General features: G+C 55.1%; 12 protein-coding genes. 5 read left to right on the top strand and 7 right to left on the bottom strand.

Features of this window, described 5'->3' with window-relative positions; all coding sequences use genetic code 11:
* Nucleotides 1-69: 69 nt before the first annotated feature.
* Together KK078_RS25885 and secDF are read left to right on the top strand one after the other, a co-directional pair.
* Nucleotides 70-420 carry a hypothetical protein gene (locus KK078_RS25885; protein ID WP_254093241.1) on the top strand — a complete coding sequence of 117 codons (351 nt, stop codon included), beginning with the start codon at nucleotides 70-72 and terminating at the stop codon, nucleotides 418-420.
* Between the two features lie 96 nt (nucleotides 421-516).
* A complete protein-coding gene (gene secDF / locus KK078_RS25880; RefSeq protein WP_254093240.1) occupies nucleotides 517-3,486 on the top strand; it encodes a protein translocase subunit SecDF in 2,970 nt (989 codons plus the stop codon).
* Nucleotides 3,487-3,780: 294 nt separating this feature from the next.
* On the opposite strand, the gene KK078_RS25875 is transcribed toward secDF, so the two are convergent.
* The 3 genes from KK078_RS25875 to mltG all read right to left on the bottom strand — a co-directional run bounded on the left by KK078_RS25875 (nucleotide 3,781) and on the right by mltG (nucleotide 6,320).
* Nucleotides 3,781-4,782 carry a YihY/virulence factor BrkB family protein gene (locus KK078_RS25875; protein ID WP_254093239.1) on the bottom strand — a complete coding sequence of 334 codons (1,002 nt, stop codon included), beginning with the start codon at nucleotides 4,780-4,782 and terminating at the stop codon, nucleotides 3,781-3,783.
* 75 nt (nucleotides 4,783-4,857) lie between these two features.
* Complete coding sequence (locus tag KK078_RS25870; protein WP_254093238.1) at nucleotides 4,858-5,262, bottom strand: acyl-CoA thioesterase; 405 nt, start codon at nucleotides 5,260-5,262, stop codon at nucleotides 4,858-4,860.
* Between the two features lie 2 nt (nucleotides 5,263-5,264).
* Nucleotides 5,265-6,320, bottom strand: a complete 1,056-nt coding sequence (gene mltG, locus KK078_RS25865; RefSeq protein WP_254093237.1) for an endolytic transglycosylase MltG — start codon at nucleotides 6,318-6,320, stop codon at nucleotides 5,265-5,267.
* 72 nt (nucleotides 6,321-6,392) lie between these two features.
* On the opposite strand from mltG, the gene KK078_RS25860 reads away from it, so the two are divergent.
* Together KK078_RS25860 and KK078_RS25855 are read left to right on the top strand one after the other, a co-directional pair.
* Nucleotides 6,393-7,022 (top strand): L-threonylcarbamoyladenylate synthase, encoded by a 630-nt coding sequence (locus KK078_RS25860; protein ID WP_254093236.1) that lies wholly within the window; start codon nucleotides 6,393-6,395, stop codon nucleotides 7,020-7,022.
* Nucleotides 7,023-7,084: 62 nt separating this feature from the next.
* The gene (locus KK078_RS25855; RefSeq protein ID WP_254093235.1) at nucleotides 7,085-7,969 is read left to right on the top strand and encodes an SMP-30/gluconolactonase/LRE family protein; all 885 of its coding nucleotides are present in this window, start codon (nucleotides 7,085-7,087) and stop codon (nucleotides 7,967-7,969) included.
* A gap of 144 nt (nucleotides 7,970-8,113) precedes the next feature.
* On the opposite strand, the gene recO is transcribed toward KK078_RS25855, so the two are convergent.
* Genes recO through KK078_RS25840 form a run of 3 tightly spaced genes read right to left on the bottom strand, consistent with a single transcriptional unit; the run spans nucleotide 8,114 to nucleotide 11,589 of the window.
* On the bottom strand, nucleotides 8,114-8,782 hold the full coding sequence (gene recO, locus KK078_RS25850) for a DNA repair protein RecO (RefSeq protein ID WP_254093234.1): 669 nt from the start codon (nucleotides 8,780-8,782) through the stop codon (nucleotides 8,114-8,116).
* A gap of 1 nt (nucleotide 8,783) precedes the next feature.
* Nucleotides 8,784-10,982, bottom strand: a complete 2,199-nt coding sequence (porZ, locus tag KK078_RS25845; protein WP_254093233.1) for a type IX secretion system anionic LPS delivery protein PorZ — start codon at nucleotides 10,980-10,982, stop codon at nucleotides 8,784-8,786.
* Between the two features lie 13 nt (nucleotides 10,983-10,995).
* On the bottom strand, nucleotides 10,996-11,589 hold the full coding sequence (locus KK078_RS25840; RefSeq protein ID WP_254093232.1) for a thymidine kinase: 594 nt from the start codon (nucleotides 11,587-11,589) through the stop codon (nucleotides 10,996-10,998).
* A gap of 111 nt (nucleotides 11,590-11,700) precedes the next feature.
* On the opposite strand from KK078_RS25840, the gene KK078_RS25835 reads away from it, so the two are divergent.
* A complete protein-coding gene (locus tag KK078_RS25835; protein WP_254093231.1) occupies nucleotides 11,701-12,807 on the top strand; it encodes a hypothetical protein in 1,107 nt (368 codons plus the stop codon).
* Between the two features lie 3 nt (nucleotides 12,808-12,810).
* Here KK078_RS25835 and KK078_RS25830 read toward each other — a convergent pair.
* On the bottom strand, nucleotides 12,811-13,720 hold a 910-nt coding region (locus tag KK078_RS25830; RefSeq protein WP_254093230.1), incomplete at its 5' end, for an energy transducer TonB.

Raw genomic sequence — 13,720 nt, 5'->3', positions numbered from 1 at the left:
TTTGGCCATCTTCAAACGATGTCTTGCACATTGCCGGCAAATGCCTACTTTTGTACCCCTTGTAGAGACATGGCAGGAAAAGCTGACATACGATTTGGAACCTTGGCAGCCGGCGTTTTAACGGCGCTGGTGATCATCGTTTCACAGCTTTTTTACTTTCAGACGGCTGCCCATCATCCGAAGAAAGAAGTAAAGACCGAGCAGCAGGATCCGTCCACGCCAGACGGTACGTACATCACACTGCCATCGAGCACCTTGCCGTCATCCTCCCACGTCGTTTTCCAGCAACAGGTTTTCTGCCTTTTCACCGTACTGGTGGAGACGGTAGAGACATCCGAGCCTGACCGCCGCGTTTCACCGACACCCAGCCGGTTTTTTAGAACGCTTTTCAGGACCATCATTTCTCCGAACGCGCCGTAAGGCTTCTGCGTACCGTACTTGCCTGAACTGACCGGTTTATGCCGGCAGGCTCATCGCTATTCTTTATCACCTGTATTTTACTTTTTACCAAACCATATGCAAAACAAAGGATTAGTAATTTCTCTCGCGGTAGTGATCACACTACTGTGTTTCTACTACCTGTCGTTTACGTTTGTGTCCTACAACGTACAACGCAAGGCAGTAGCCGCCGCCACGGATGCGAGCGGCAACATCGACATCAACAAAAAGCAGGCGTACCTGGACTCGGTGTGGACCACGCCGGTATACAACCTGCTGGGTGCGGAGTTCACCTACAAGGAGGTAAAAGACTCTGAGCTTAGCCTCGGTCTCGACCTGCAGGGCGGTATGCACGTTACCCTGGAGGTATCGCCCGCCGACATTATCAAAGGCCTGAGCGGCAACAACCAGGACTCATCGTTCGTGAACGCCCTGCGTGTAGCCTCCAAGCAACAAAAGACCAGCCGCGAAAGCTACAGCACACTGTTCTTCCGCGCCTATCGTCAGGCCAACCCTGACAAGCGCCTGGCTTCTATTTTTGCAAACTCTTCTACCCGTGATAAGATCGCTACCAACGACGATGACGACAAAGTGATCAGCGTTGTCAACAGCGAAATTGAAAGCGCCATCGATCGTTCGTTTACGATCCTCAGCAACCGCCTTGACCAGTTCGGTACGTCACAGCCCAACATTCAGCGTCTGCCGGGCACGGGCCGCATCCAGGTAGAAATTCCGGGTGCCGACAACCCGCAGCGTGTACGCAAGCTGTTGCAAGGTGTGGCGCGTCTCGAGTTCTGGGATGTGATCGAACCCAACACCCTGAATACACAGCTGCTCGCCATCAACGATGTGCTGGTAAAAGAACAAAAGGCTGCCAAGACGGCTGTTGGCGCTGACGACAAGACGGGCACAGAGACCAGCGCTTCCGGTGACGACCTTTCTTCCCTGCTCGGCGATAGCACCAAGACCGCTACGGCGGCTGATTCGGCTGCCGCGCAACGTGGCCTGGACTCTTTGCAGAACCTGGCAAACGTATCACCGCTCTTCGCCCTGAGCTCACCTCCGGGCGCGTTCCGCTACGCGCTGAAAGACACGGCGAAGATCAACGACATCTTCCGTCGTCATGACATCCGCAACCTGCTGCCCCGCACGGTGGGTGTGTTCTGGGCCAACAAGCCTGACAAGATCGGCAACGATGAGTCACTTGAGCTTTTCTTCCTCGACATCGGCCGCGACGGCAAATCCCGCCTGACAGGTGAAGTGATCACCGATGCACGCGGTGACCTGGACGAGTACGCCCGTCATGCGGTAAGCATGAAAATGAACGCCAAGGGTACACGCACCTGGGCCAAGTGGACAGCGGAAGCTGCCAGCAAATCGCCGAAAGGCAGAATCGCCATCACCCTTGATAACACGGTATATTCGGCTCCGTCTGTAAACGGCGAGATCCCCAACGGCAACTCGCAGATCTCCGGGAACTTTACCGACGTCGAGGCGAAAGACCTTGCCAACGTATTGAAGGCTGGTTCTCTGCCGGCGCCGACAAAGATCGTAGAAGAATCATCGGTCGGCCCCACGCTGGGTGCCGAATCGATCCGCAATGGTATCCTTTCGATCATCGTAGGCTTCCTGATCATCATCTTCTTCATGATGGTGGTCTATAACACGTCGGGCTGGGTTGCCGACCTCGCGGTAATTCTGAACCTGATCTTTCTGTTGGGTGTCCTGGCGTCGTTGAACGCTGCCCTCACACTGCCGGGTATCGCCGGTATCCTGTTGTCGCTCGCCATTGCGGTGGATGCGAACGTGCTGATCAACGAACGTGTAAAAGAAGATCTGAACGCCGGTAAGAGCCTGGAGGCTTCGATCCGCGCGGGTTACAAAGGTGCTTTCTCGGCCATCATCGACTCGAACGTTACGACCTTCATCAAAGGTCTTGTGCTGCTGGCGTTTGGTTCCGGTCTGATCTACGGCTTTGCGCTGAACCTGATCATCGGTATCGTGTGTTCGTTCTTTACGTCGGTGTTCTTTACCCGGGTTATTTTCGAATACTATACCCGTCGTGGCAAGAAGATCAGCTTCTCGCGCAGCTGGTCCAAGACGCTGTTCCGCAGTATCAACATCGACTTTATCGGCAACCGTAAGATCTATTATACCATCTCGGGAGCCATTGTCGTGGCTGGTATCGCAATGATCGCTGTCAAAGGCTTTAACTACGGTGTAGACTTCAAAGGTGGCCGTACCTACATTGTAGGTTTCGAGAAATCAATCTCCGCTCCGGATCTGCGCAACGCGCTGGAGGCTTCGTTCGAAGAAGCTCCGGAAGTAAAGACTTTCGGCGGCTCGACGAAATACAAAATAACGACCAGCTACCTGGTGGACGACGACTCTGACGAGGCCACTGTAAAAGCTGAACAACAGCTGGAGAAGGGCTTGGCGAAACTGACCGACAACAAGAGTGAAGTGCTGAGCTTCTACAAAGTAGGGCCGACGATCGCTAACGACATCAAGGTGTCGGCTGTATGGTCGCTGCTCGTGGCGGTGGTGCTCATGTTCCTCTACATCCTGATCCGTTTCCGCAAGTGGCAATTCGCCCTGGGTACGGTCGTGAGCTTGTTCCACACAGTATTGGTTGTGCTTTCGCTCTTCGTATTGCTGGAGCCTATCATGCCGTTCACCATGGAAATCGACCAGGCTTTTGTCGCGGCGATCCTGACAGTGATTGGTTACTCGATCAACGACTCCGTGGTTGTATTTGACCGCGTGCGCGAGTTCCTTTCGCTGAAGAAAAGCTCCGAGAGCACTTCGATTGTCGTAAACAACGCCCTGAACGACACGCTGAGCCGTACGCTCATTACCGGTATGTCGACGCTGTTCGTGCTGGTGATCCTCTTCCTCTTCGGCGGTGAGACGATCAAAGGCTTTACGTTCGCGATGTTGATCGGTGTATTGATCGGTACGTATTCGTCGCTGTGTATCGGCACGCCGGTACTGGTTGACTTCTCTCCTGAAGAAAAACAAGCGGAGCCGAAGCCGGTTGCGGCGTAAGCAAGCGCTTTGTGATATAGAAAAGGCCGCCTTGGAAGAGGCGGCCTTTTTGTTTTAATGCCGCAGGAACGACAAGGTTCTGCAGGGCCAACGGCACACCAAAGCCGGGGCTGTCGCACTGATATGGCAGTGTTACGGCAGAGTTGCGGCACAGTTAAAGCAGCTCTATAAGCGTTGCTATATCTCTGCTGTAAGGATACGGGGACGGTGGTCTAAAAATGGCACGAACGCGCCTTATCCGGGGCGGGACGCGCTCCCGCTGACGCTCGCCAGTAATGCAACGTGCTCTCTGTATTACCGAAAGCTCTTCCCGAGCTTCTCCTGCTTCAGCTTGTCGCGGAACTTCCGCGCATTCCAAAGCGCCTGCTGACGGATGGCATGGTGGAGGGTGGCGTTGATCTCATATCCCACCAGCAGCACGACCGTAACCAATTGCACCCATACCATGATGGCAATCAGCACGCCGATCGAGCCGTAGACTTTGTTGTAGGTGGCGAAGTTGGTGATGTAGTAGGAAAAGCCATAACACACCAGCAGCGTAAGGAGGGTGGCGATGAAGGAGCCGATGGAGAAGAAGCGCCAGTTGTAGTGGATCGCGGGGCCGAAATAATAGAGGGCCGAGATGGCGATGAAGAAGACGATGAAGATGACCACAAAACGCAAGGCAAACAGCAGGAATACCGTAAAGCTGGTGAGGTGGAGCCAGGAAAATTGCTCGAAGTATTCCAGCACCAGCTGCCCTACGACGAGGAGGATGATGGCGAGGAATACAACGAATGCCAGGTTGAAGGTGAGGCCGGTGGCGATGAGGCGGGTTTTGAGGCCGCTGCGGCGCTCGATGGTGCGGTAGCAGGCGTTGAAGGCGCGGATGAGGGCCATGGTGCCGTTGGTCGAGAGATATATCGAAAATACAAAACCCAACGACAGCAGGCCGCCGCGTTGGTTGCTGACGATGTCCAGTACGGTGGGGGAGATCACGTCGTACATGCTGGTGGGCAACATCTCGCCTATAAATTCCAGGATGCTGTGTGTGGTGATTTCCGGAAAGAGCGGTGTGAGGTACGGGATCAGGGTGAAGAGGAAGATGATGGCCGGGAAGATGGCCAGGATGAAGTTATAGGCCACGGCGTTGGAACGGTCCATGATCTCATCTTCGGCCAGGTTGTGAAAGAACAGCTTGATGATCTTATACAACGAAACGTTCTCGTATTTCTTTAGACGTACTTTCCGCAGCCGGGTAATGAAACGCCGGCCCGGATTCCACTGGAGGATAAGTCGTTTGTGTTTATACTTCATCGTGCGCTGTACGTTTGGCCGTATACGATGTGCTACGGTTGCTAAAGCTAACGACTGCCGGCTAATTACAAAAGTCTAAAAATACGGGGCAAGCAGATCTTCCATGGCCTGCGGCGGGCGGCATGGGCGACTCGTGGCCCTGTTGACGAAAACCAGGAGGGTTTCGCCCTGGTTGATCAGTTTATCGGCCTCGTTAAAGATCTCGTATTCGAACCGGATGCGGATGCCGGGCTTCTCGCGGATGGTGGTGACGATGCGCAACAGCTCGTCGTAACGGCCCGGTGCCAGGTATTTGGCATGGTTTTCCAATACCGGCAGCATGACGCCCATCTCTTCCAGCGCCTTGTAGCTCATGCCCAGCTGACGCATGGCTTCCACCCGCGCTACTTCGTAGTACATGGCGTAATAGCCATAATACACATAGCCCATCTGGTCGGTCTCGCCGTAGCGTACCCGCACGGTTGTTTCGGAACGATACATACTTAGTGCTGTTGTCTTCTCAGAGCTTCGCCCTTTTTCTGTTCGATGGTCAACGCCTTCTGGTACCGGGCGGCGTTGCGCATGTGCTCTTCGTAGCTGTTGGTGAAATTATGGGCGCCCGAAAAATCTTCTTTCGCACACATATAATAATAATCGGTAGGGGTATAATTCAACACGGCGTCGAGGGAGTGGATCTCGGGCATGTTGATGGGGCCGGGCGGCAGTCCGGGATATTTATAGGTGTTGTAGGGCGAGTCTATTTCTTTGTGGCCGTTCAGGACGCGCTTCAGCGAAAAGTCGCCTACGGCAAACACCAGGGTGGGGTCGGCTTGCAGGGCGATGCCTTTGCGCAGGCGGTTGAGGTACAGGCTGGCGATGACGGGGGCTTCGCTCTTGCGGATGGACTCGGCCTGTACGATAGACGCCAGGATGGAGATCTCCATGGGCGTGAGGCCGGCTTTCCTGGCTTTCTCGATGCGCTCGGGGGTCCAGAAGCGGGTGTACTCTTCGTGCATGCGGTTCACCAGGCCGTCGGGCGAAATGTTATAGTACACTTCGTAGGTATTGGGGATGAACATGGCCAGTACGTTATCTTTTGTAAAGCCATCGCGGTTGTTCATCGTAAACTTGACGACGGCCGCCTCGAACTCTTCGGGTGTCATGCCCAGGTTGCGGGTGATGCGTTCGGCCAGGTCTTTCACCAGCCGTACGTTGTTAAACGTTATTTTCACGGGCTCCTGCTTGCCCGCCCGCAATACGCGCAGGGCCTCCAGGTTGGTCATGTTGCTGCGCAGTACATACCGGCCGGCTTTGATCTGGTTGGCATAGCCGGTCAGCTTGGCCAGGAAGCTGAAGGAAATGAGGTCGTTAACATATCTTCCTTTGTGGAGTTTTGCCTGGAGGTCTTTAAAGGAATCTTTTTCGTCGACGACAAGAAGTTTGTTTTCCATCTGCACCAGGATGTTCGGCGTATACACGATCTGGTAGGCGTAATACGCAAACGAAATACCCAGGACGGAAACTACAAGAAAAAGAACGAGACGTTTATTCGGTTTCATAACACTAATGAGATGCAAAAATACTAAAATGCCCCGGAACCGCGCCCGGGCGGGAATGGTTATCTTTCCAGCATGGCAGCCGAATTAGTACGCATTCACCCCCGAAACCCCGAACCCCGTAAAATTGAACAGGTTGTAGCGGTATTAAAACAGGGGGGCATCATTATCTACCCCACGGACACGATCTATGGCATCGGGTGCGACCTGATGAACCGGAAATCGATCGAACGGCTGTGCCAGATCATGAATATTAAACCGCACAAGCTGGATCTTTCGTTCATCTGCAACGATCTCAGCCATATCTCTGAGTTTGCCAAGCGCATTGACACCCCGGTATTTAAGATCCTCAAAAGGGCGCTGCCCGGACCCTATACGTTTATCCTGGAATCGAGCAGCCGCGTGCCCAAAATATTGGATGTGAACAAAAAGACCGTAGGCATCCGCATCCCGGACCATAACATTCCGCGCATGCTGGTAGAACAACTTCAGAATCCGCTTATCACGACGTCCATCAAAGACGACGATACCATCAAGGCGTATACCACCGATCCGGAAGAGATATACGAGGACTTCAAGCACCAGGTGGACGTGGTCATCGACGGCGGCATCGGTGGCAACGTACCCTCCACCGTCGTGGATTGTACCACGGACCCGATGACGATCATCCGCCAGGGATTGGGTGATATCGAACAGTATTTATGAACGGTTAGGTGACATTGGCGCGTATTGTGTAAAATTGTCATAGACTAAAGAAACCACTGCCCATGCGAACGACCTACGCGCTGACGCTGGCACTGTGTGCGTTTAGCACATGCCAGGCACAGCAATCCTCTGATCTGTTTCAATCGCGCGATTTCACCGCCGAGAATCTCTTTACCGAAAACATCGAAGGTCCTGCCTTTGACGCTGCCGGCCAGCTGTATGTGGTAAACTTTCAGCAAGACGGCACCATCGGCCAGGTATCACCTGCCGGCGAGGTATCGCTCTTTGTAAAATTGCCCGAGGGCAGCACCGCCAACGCCATCCAGTTTGGCCGCGACGGCACCATGTACCTCGCCGACTTCAGCGGCCACAACGTGTTGCAGGTGGATATGAAAACCAAAGCCGTGCGTGTCTATGCACACACCGACGGCTTCAACCAGCCCAACGACATTTGCATCAACCGCCGCGACCAGCTCTTCGCCTCCGACCCCAACTGGAAGGAAAGCACCGGTAAGCTCTGGCGTATAGACAAGGGTGGTAAGCCCGTACTGCTCACCGACAAGATGGGCACCACCAATGGCATCGAGCTGAGCCCCGACGAAAAGACGCTTTATGTAAATGAAAGCGTTCAAAAAAAGATATGGGCGTTTGATGTTGACAAGCAAGGCAATATTTCCAATAAACGACTCTTTGCGGAGTTTCCCGACTTTGGGTTTGACGGAATGAAGTGTGATAAGAAGGGCAACCTGTATGCCACACGTTATGGCAAAGGCGTCGTGGTGGTACTGTCGCCGCAAGGGAAAGTTATTCGCGAAGTGGCGTTGAAAGGGAAGAAGTGCAGTAACCTCGTGTTTGGGGGTAAGGATGGGAAGCAGGTGTATGTTACCTTACAAGACAGGAAGGGGATGGAGACGTTTACCAACGACATAAAGGGCAAAGCTTATTAAGTAAAAAGGCCCTGGCGCAAGTCTGAGCGAAGCGGAGACTTGTGCCTACACGGTAGGCAGTTTGTAACTGCCGTCGAACCGGCACTAATGCACTGACGTCAGTCACCGCTTCGCTCAGAAATCGCCAGATACTAATGTATATAGTTAGTTTAGCACATCCCGTAACACAGGAAGAGATTTTACTTCGCCGATCGTTTCAATATGATCGGTATAAAATTTCAGGATGAGCTCGAGCAGCTCACGGCGTTGGATGTTGGTGAGCTGTAGCGGGGCGTTGTACTCTGTATCGATCAGTGTTTCCAGGAGCGCTTCTATTTCTTCGGAAGCGAAACGCCCGCCGACTACTTCATTTTTGTTATGGGCGCCAAAGCCGAGGTAGCGGCTTAGTTTTAAGAGAAAGAGGAGGTGAAAGTTTTCGACGCCCTCTGTTTGACTATCCAATGCGATCAGCGAGCGGATCAGGAATTGACATAGGTCTGCTGCGTGGCTCTCTTCTTTGATGGTCTTGTTGATCATCTCGTTCAGGAACATGGCGATGGCCGACTTGCGCACGTCCGTGGGTATAGATTGATACGGATAAAGGCATTTGATCTCTTTGATGCGGTTGATGCCGGCGTTCTCTTTGTGATAGACGACCAGGTCCAGCAGCATCATCGGCTGGTATAGTGCAATGCGGCTGCGGGCTGATTTGCTGCGCACGCCGTTGACGATATAGGCCTGCATGCCAAAGAGCTCGGTGAAAATGTTGACGATGATGGAGGTATCGCCGTATTTGGTAAACCGAAAAACGACGCCGTGTGTTTTGTGCAGCATGTTAGTCGACTACGGCGATTTTGCCCACGGCGTTTTCACTGCCGTCGGGTGTAGAGGCAAAAACAAGGTATATGCCGGTGGCGGCGCGTTTGCCGTGGTAGTCCTGTACGTTCCAGGAGGCGGTGCCGCCCTGTGCCTGTGTCTGCCACACCATCTTGCCGCTGATGTCGGTGATCTTGACAACGGCGTCTGTCGCCAGGCCGCTGATGGCCACGGTGCCCATAAACGCCGGAGTGACGGGGTTGGGAAAGATCTTGACCTGTTGAAACACTGCGGTACCTTCCGTGGCATCGCCGCGGAACGAGACCAGGCCTTTGTCGGTGGCAAAAAATACTTCGCCGGTCTGGGCATTGATCTCGATGTCGACAATGTTGTCGGAGAGCAGCGGACTGTTGGCGGTGGTGAAGTGATGAACCAGGGCTTCGCCGGTGGGGTTGAAGAGCCAGACGCCGCGGCCGGTGCCCATCCACTTGCGGTTGCCGCCGTCGATGGCGATGCTTGTTACCTGGTCGTCGCGCAGCAGGAAGCGGTTCTCAAATATAGGTCGTGAAGCGTCATTCGTCGGGTCGAAGAAGTACGATACACCCGTGGCCGTTCCCGTCCAGACGAGACCGTCGCGGTCGGTCACGGCGGTAAAGACGTTGCGGTTGGGCAACGCGCCCGAGCCGGCGGTCTCGGTGATATATTCCGAACCTCCGGTGGCGAGGTCGTATACCAGGATGCCGCCGTCTACTTCGGGATCTAATACAGCCCACACATAACCAAAGGGGTCGAGGGCGAGGTCGATCGGGTAGCGTGCGCCCGTAAAGGGTGCTGTTACGGACTCCCAGGTATTGTCGGGCTTGAGCAGGTGTAAGGGGGTACTGGTGCCGTAGTTTGCTACCCAGAGGCCCTCGGTGGCGGGTGCCAGCGCGGTGATCTTCACGGCGCTGCCGTCGCTTTTCAGCGGGCTGTTGCCGGATGTCAGCACCTTGATGGTGCCTCCCTGGTTTATTTCCAATCCCCCCTGGAACGACGCTGCATAGACGGTGGACGTATGGGCGTCTACCGCGACGTCGGTAATGTCGGGCAGCGTGGCCGTTGTGGAGGTCCAGGTGCCGTTCTCAAATTTGTTGATGATCCCGGCATGGTTCAGCGGCTGCCGCGAGGCGGTATAACCGCCCGAGACGGCATAAAGCACGCCGCCAGCGTACGTAAGACGCGATGCGGGCGGTCCGGCGGGGCCGTTGGCCAGGTATTGTTGAAATGTACCGGTGTCGTTGGAGACCAAACCGTTGAGGCCGTCGCCGATCCAATATTTACCACGATCTTCTATGATCGTTAAAGGTTGTTGAATCAGGGCGTCGGTGATCTGTGCCGGTTCCTCCGCGACGGTAAAGCGCCAGATCTTCTCGTTTTCAATGACGAGCAGGGCGTCAGGCGTGGCGGTCAGGGCCCGGAATGTGCTGCCGGCAAAAGCACTTTCTTTTACCCAGCTGCCGGCGTTATACCGGTATAATCCCTGCGTATCGACGGCGGCGTACAGGGTACCTTGATAGATCGCGACCGCGCGGGCAGCGGCGCTGAGCTCGCCGTTTTCGAAGCGTCGCCAGTTGCGGAAGTCCAGCAGGTTGGACCGTGTGCTGCCGGCCAATACGCCGTTTGCCGTCGCGAGAAAAATGCTGTCGTCGCGTATGGCGGCAGCGTTGATCTGCAGCGTACCGCCGGTGGTGCCCAGGTCGCGCCACGTCTCTTTTACTTCGGCGCGTGGCAGGTCGAGCACCAGCACGCCAAAGTCGGTGGAGAGGTAGGCCAGGCTGCCCTGTACTAAAATATGGTTGATGCGCCGGGACCCCGTAATGGTGGACTGGCGCAGTGGGTCGAGGGTCTTGAGGGTATTGTTCCAAAGAATATCGATCAGGCCATCGTCGTAGGCAACGATGAGCTGTTTGGTGCCGGCGTCGGCCTGAATGGCCGTGATGGTGCCGCCGTGGAGGCCGTCGAGCTTGGAAATGACGGTAAGGCTTTTGTCTTCGCGTGCGAATTTCATGATCGCGTTAGCGGAGGCGCCATATACGTGCGCGTCGTCGGCGGTGACACGGGCGATGTTGTTGAAGGAGGCGTGGATACGCCAGGTGCCCAGCGGAATGTTTTGTCCCGTGGCCCAGAGGGTGGGCAGGAAAACGGCGGCCCAGCAAAGGAGATGGCGGAAGTCTTTCATTCCCAGAAAATTTCTATCGGTCCGGATCTTTTTTTCGTTCTTTCATGCCTTGCACAAATGCCTGCCGGCTTCGTGCCTCGTATTCGGTGCGCTGCCCCAGCATGACTTGATGCTCATGCCCGGTCAACCGAAAGGAAAACGACGCCAGCTCGCCGGTTTGTGCGCAGATGGCGTGAACTTTTGTGACAAATTCAGCCACCGCCAGCAGGTTCGGCATCGGCCCGAAGGGTTTGCCTTCAAAGTCCATGTCCAATCCGGCCACAATGACCCGCTTGCCGGCGTTGGCCAGGGCGTTGCATACATCGACGATCGCGGGGTCAAAAAATTGTGCTTCGTCGATGCCCACCACGTCGCAGTGCCCGGCCAGCAGCAAAATGTCACTGGCAAAGTCGACGGGGGTCGAGCGAATGGTCCGTTCGTTATGCGAAACGATGTGCTGGTCGTGATACCGCTTATCGATCACGGGCTTAAAAATCTCTACCTTCTGACGGGCGATAATGGCGCGGTTCAGGCGACGGATCAGCTCTTCGGTCTTGCCGGAGAACATGCAGCCGGCAATGACCTCTATCCATCCGCCGCGTCTTCCCAGCTGTGGTTCGATAAACATGCGCTAAAATTAAGAGACTTTGTACATACGACCTACACGGTGTGTGGTCGTTTCACTGAATATCCATTAACTTTAAGGCCAGAGAAAGCTGTAAAATCACAAAGGAAACTCATGGACGAAAAGATCAGTCTGGAAGCGATTGCCCTCTATGGAGATATGTATGCCGATGCCGTGCTGAAAGGATTCTTCGCATCCCAGGATAAGATCACCGGACCCGAAATCCTGAAGTTGTGCAACGTACACCAGGTCAACCTGTTTGTGATCCGCGAGCTTTTGCGGAGCTGGAAGGACGAATCCAAAAAGTTGAAGAGCCCGTACTTCGACTACGAGCATCCCGACGTGCGCGAGGCGTTGGAGGATTTTATGGGCACGCTCTCGCAACATATCTCGATCGACCGGCAGCATTTCGCGCCCCTGCTGAAGAAGGCCTCAGGCCAGGCCCTCATGGCCATCTTCGACCCGTATGATTTTTACGTCATGATCCTGACCGGTAAGAACAACAAGCTGGAGGTAGCTTCTTTCCGCGACGAGATCAAATACATGAAGGTCAACAAGGCCCCGCTGGAACGCATGCTGCAGCGCATGGAGCAACGCAACATGACCGAGCTGGCCGGCAACGAGGCCTTTGCCGTGCTGGACGAGATCCTGGAAGAGGTGAATTTTACGCCCGAGGACGTAGAAGACTATATCGAGCAGTTTTCGGCCGTCGTGCCGCTGGATCCGGCGAGCTTTTATGTATCGACGGCGCCCGTCGCGCCGCCGGTAAAGCCGGTTTCGCCACCCCCACCGGTGGAAGTGCGCCGGCCCGCGCCACCCCCGCCGCCGCCACAGCCGCTCATTTCGACGCCGCCCATGTCGCAACAGCAGGCGCCGCCCCAACCCAAGCAACATAACACCTTGCGTCCGCCGGCCCCTGCAAGCGCGGCCGCATCGCTCAACGAAAAACACAGCCGCGAGAACCGCAGCACGCTGGGCCATAACCTGCACAAGATCTCACGCATCAAAGACAGCCTGACGATCAACCAGAAGTTTATGTTCACGAAGGTGCTTTTCCACGGCGACTTCGAACTGTTCAGCAAGGCCATCGATCGCCTCGATCAGCTCGATACGATCCAGTCGGCGATGCGCTACATTGAAGAAGAGCACGCGTCTACGTGGGATCGCGACAGCGAAGAGTTTCATGAGTTCATGGAGCTTGTAGAGAAGCGCTTTATCTAGCGTCTACTTCTTTTTCGGCAGGCGGAACTTCAGCCGCACTTTTACATTATCCTTTACCGCTTCGTCCGCCCGTTTGGAGGGTTGCCACCTGGGGCCGTTCTTGATGAGGCGTATAACCTCTTCGTCGCAGCCGTAGCCGATGCCTTTCAGCACCTTAAATTCTGAAAGCCGGCCGGACGATTCTACCGTGAACTGGATCGTCACTTTGCCTTCCACTTCGTTGGCCAGTGCCTGTTCGGGGTAATGCAGATTTGTTTCCAGGTATTGTTTGAATGCGCCGCGGCCGCCGGCGGGTGTTGCCAGCTGGAAGGTGGTGATATCTTCTTTTACCGGGCCATTGTCGGTGCCAAATCCCGTCACGACGACTTCACTCAGCTGTGACACGTCCTGGTCTAACTGTACGTCTACCTTGTCGGTATCGCCCAGCGGCACTTCTTTGCTTTCCATGCCGATAAACGAGAAGGCCAGCGTGGTATTCTTTTCATCTTCCACGCGGATCTGATAGTTGCCGTTGACGTCGGTCACGGTTCCCTGTTCGGAGCCGAGTACCATGACGTTCACGCCCGGTATACCGGTACCGTCGTCCGACAGCGTTACTTTGCCGGTGACGGTTTTTGCCGATGGAGCAGACGGCGCAATAGCGATGCCGGCTACACGGCCCGAAAGGGGTGCGGGGGTATCGGTATTGGCCCGTTGCTTCCTCTCGTTTTCATCGGTTTGTTGCACGGTCAGGGCTTTACGTTTGCGTGTAGCGGCCTCGCCGTCGTCGGCCGGCTCGGTCTTCAACTCCGCGGCGGCAACCGATTCCTCCTTCAACGCTGCCACGGTCGGCTGCTGTTCTGGTTCCACCAGGGGCACAGCAGATTCTTTGGTATCTGCGATGGAGCGTGATGCCGGTGGAACGGACTCAGCG

This window comes from Dawidia soli (assembly GCF_018598185.1).
GTDB lineage: Bacteria > Bacteroidota > Bacteroidia > Cytophagales > Cyclobacteriaceae > Ohtaekwangia > Ohtaekwangia soli.
This window is presented reverse-complemented; position numbering and strand designations above follow the sequence as displayed.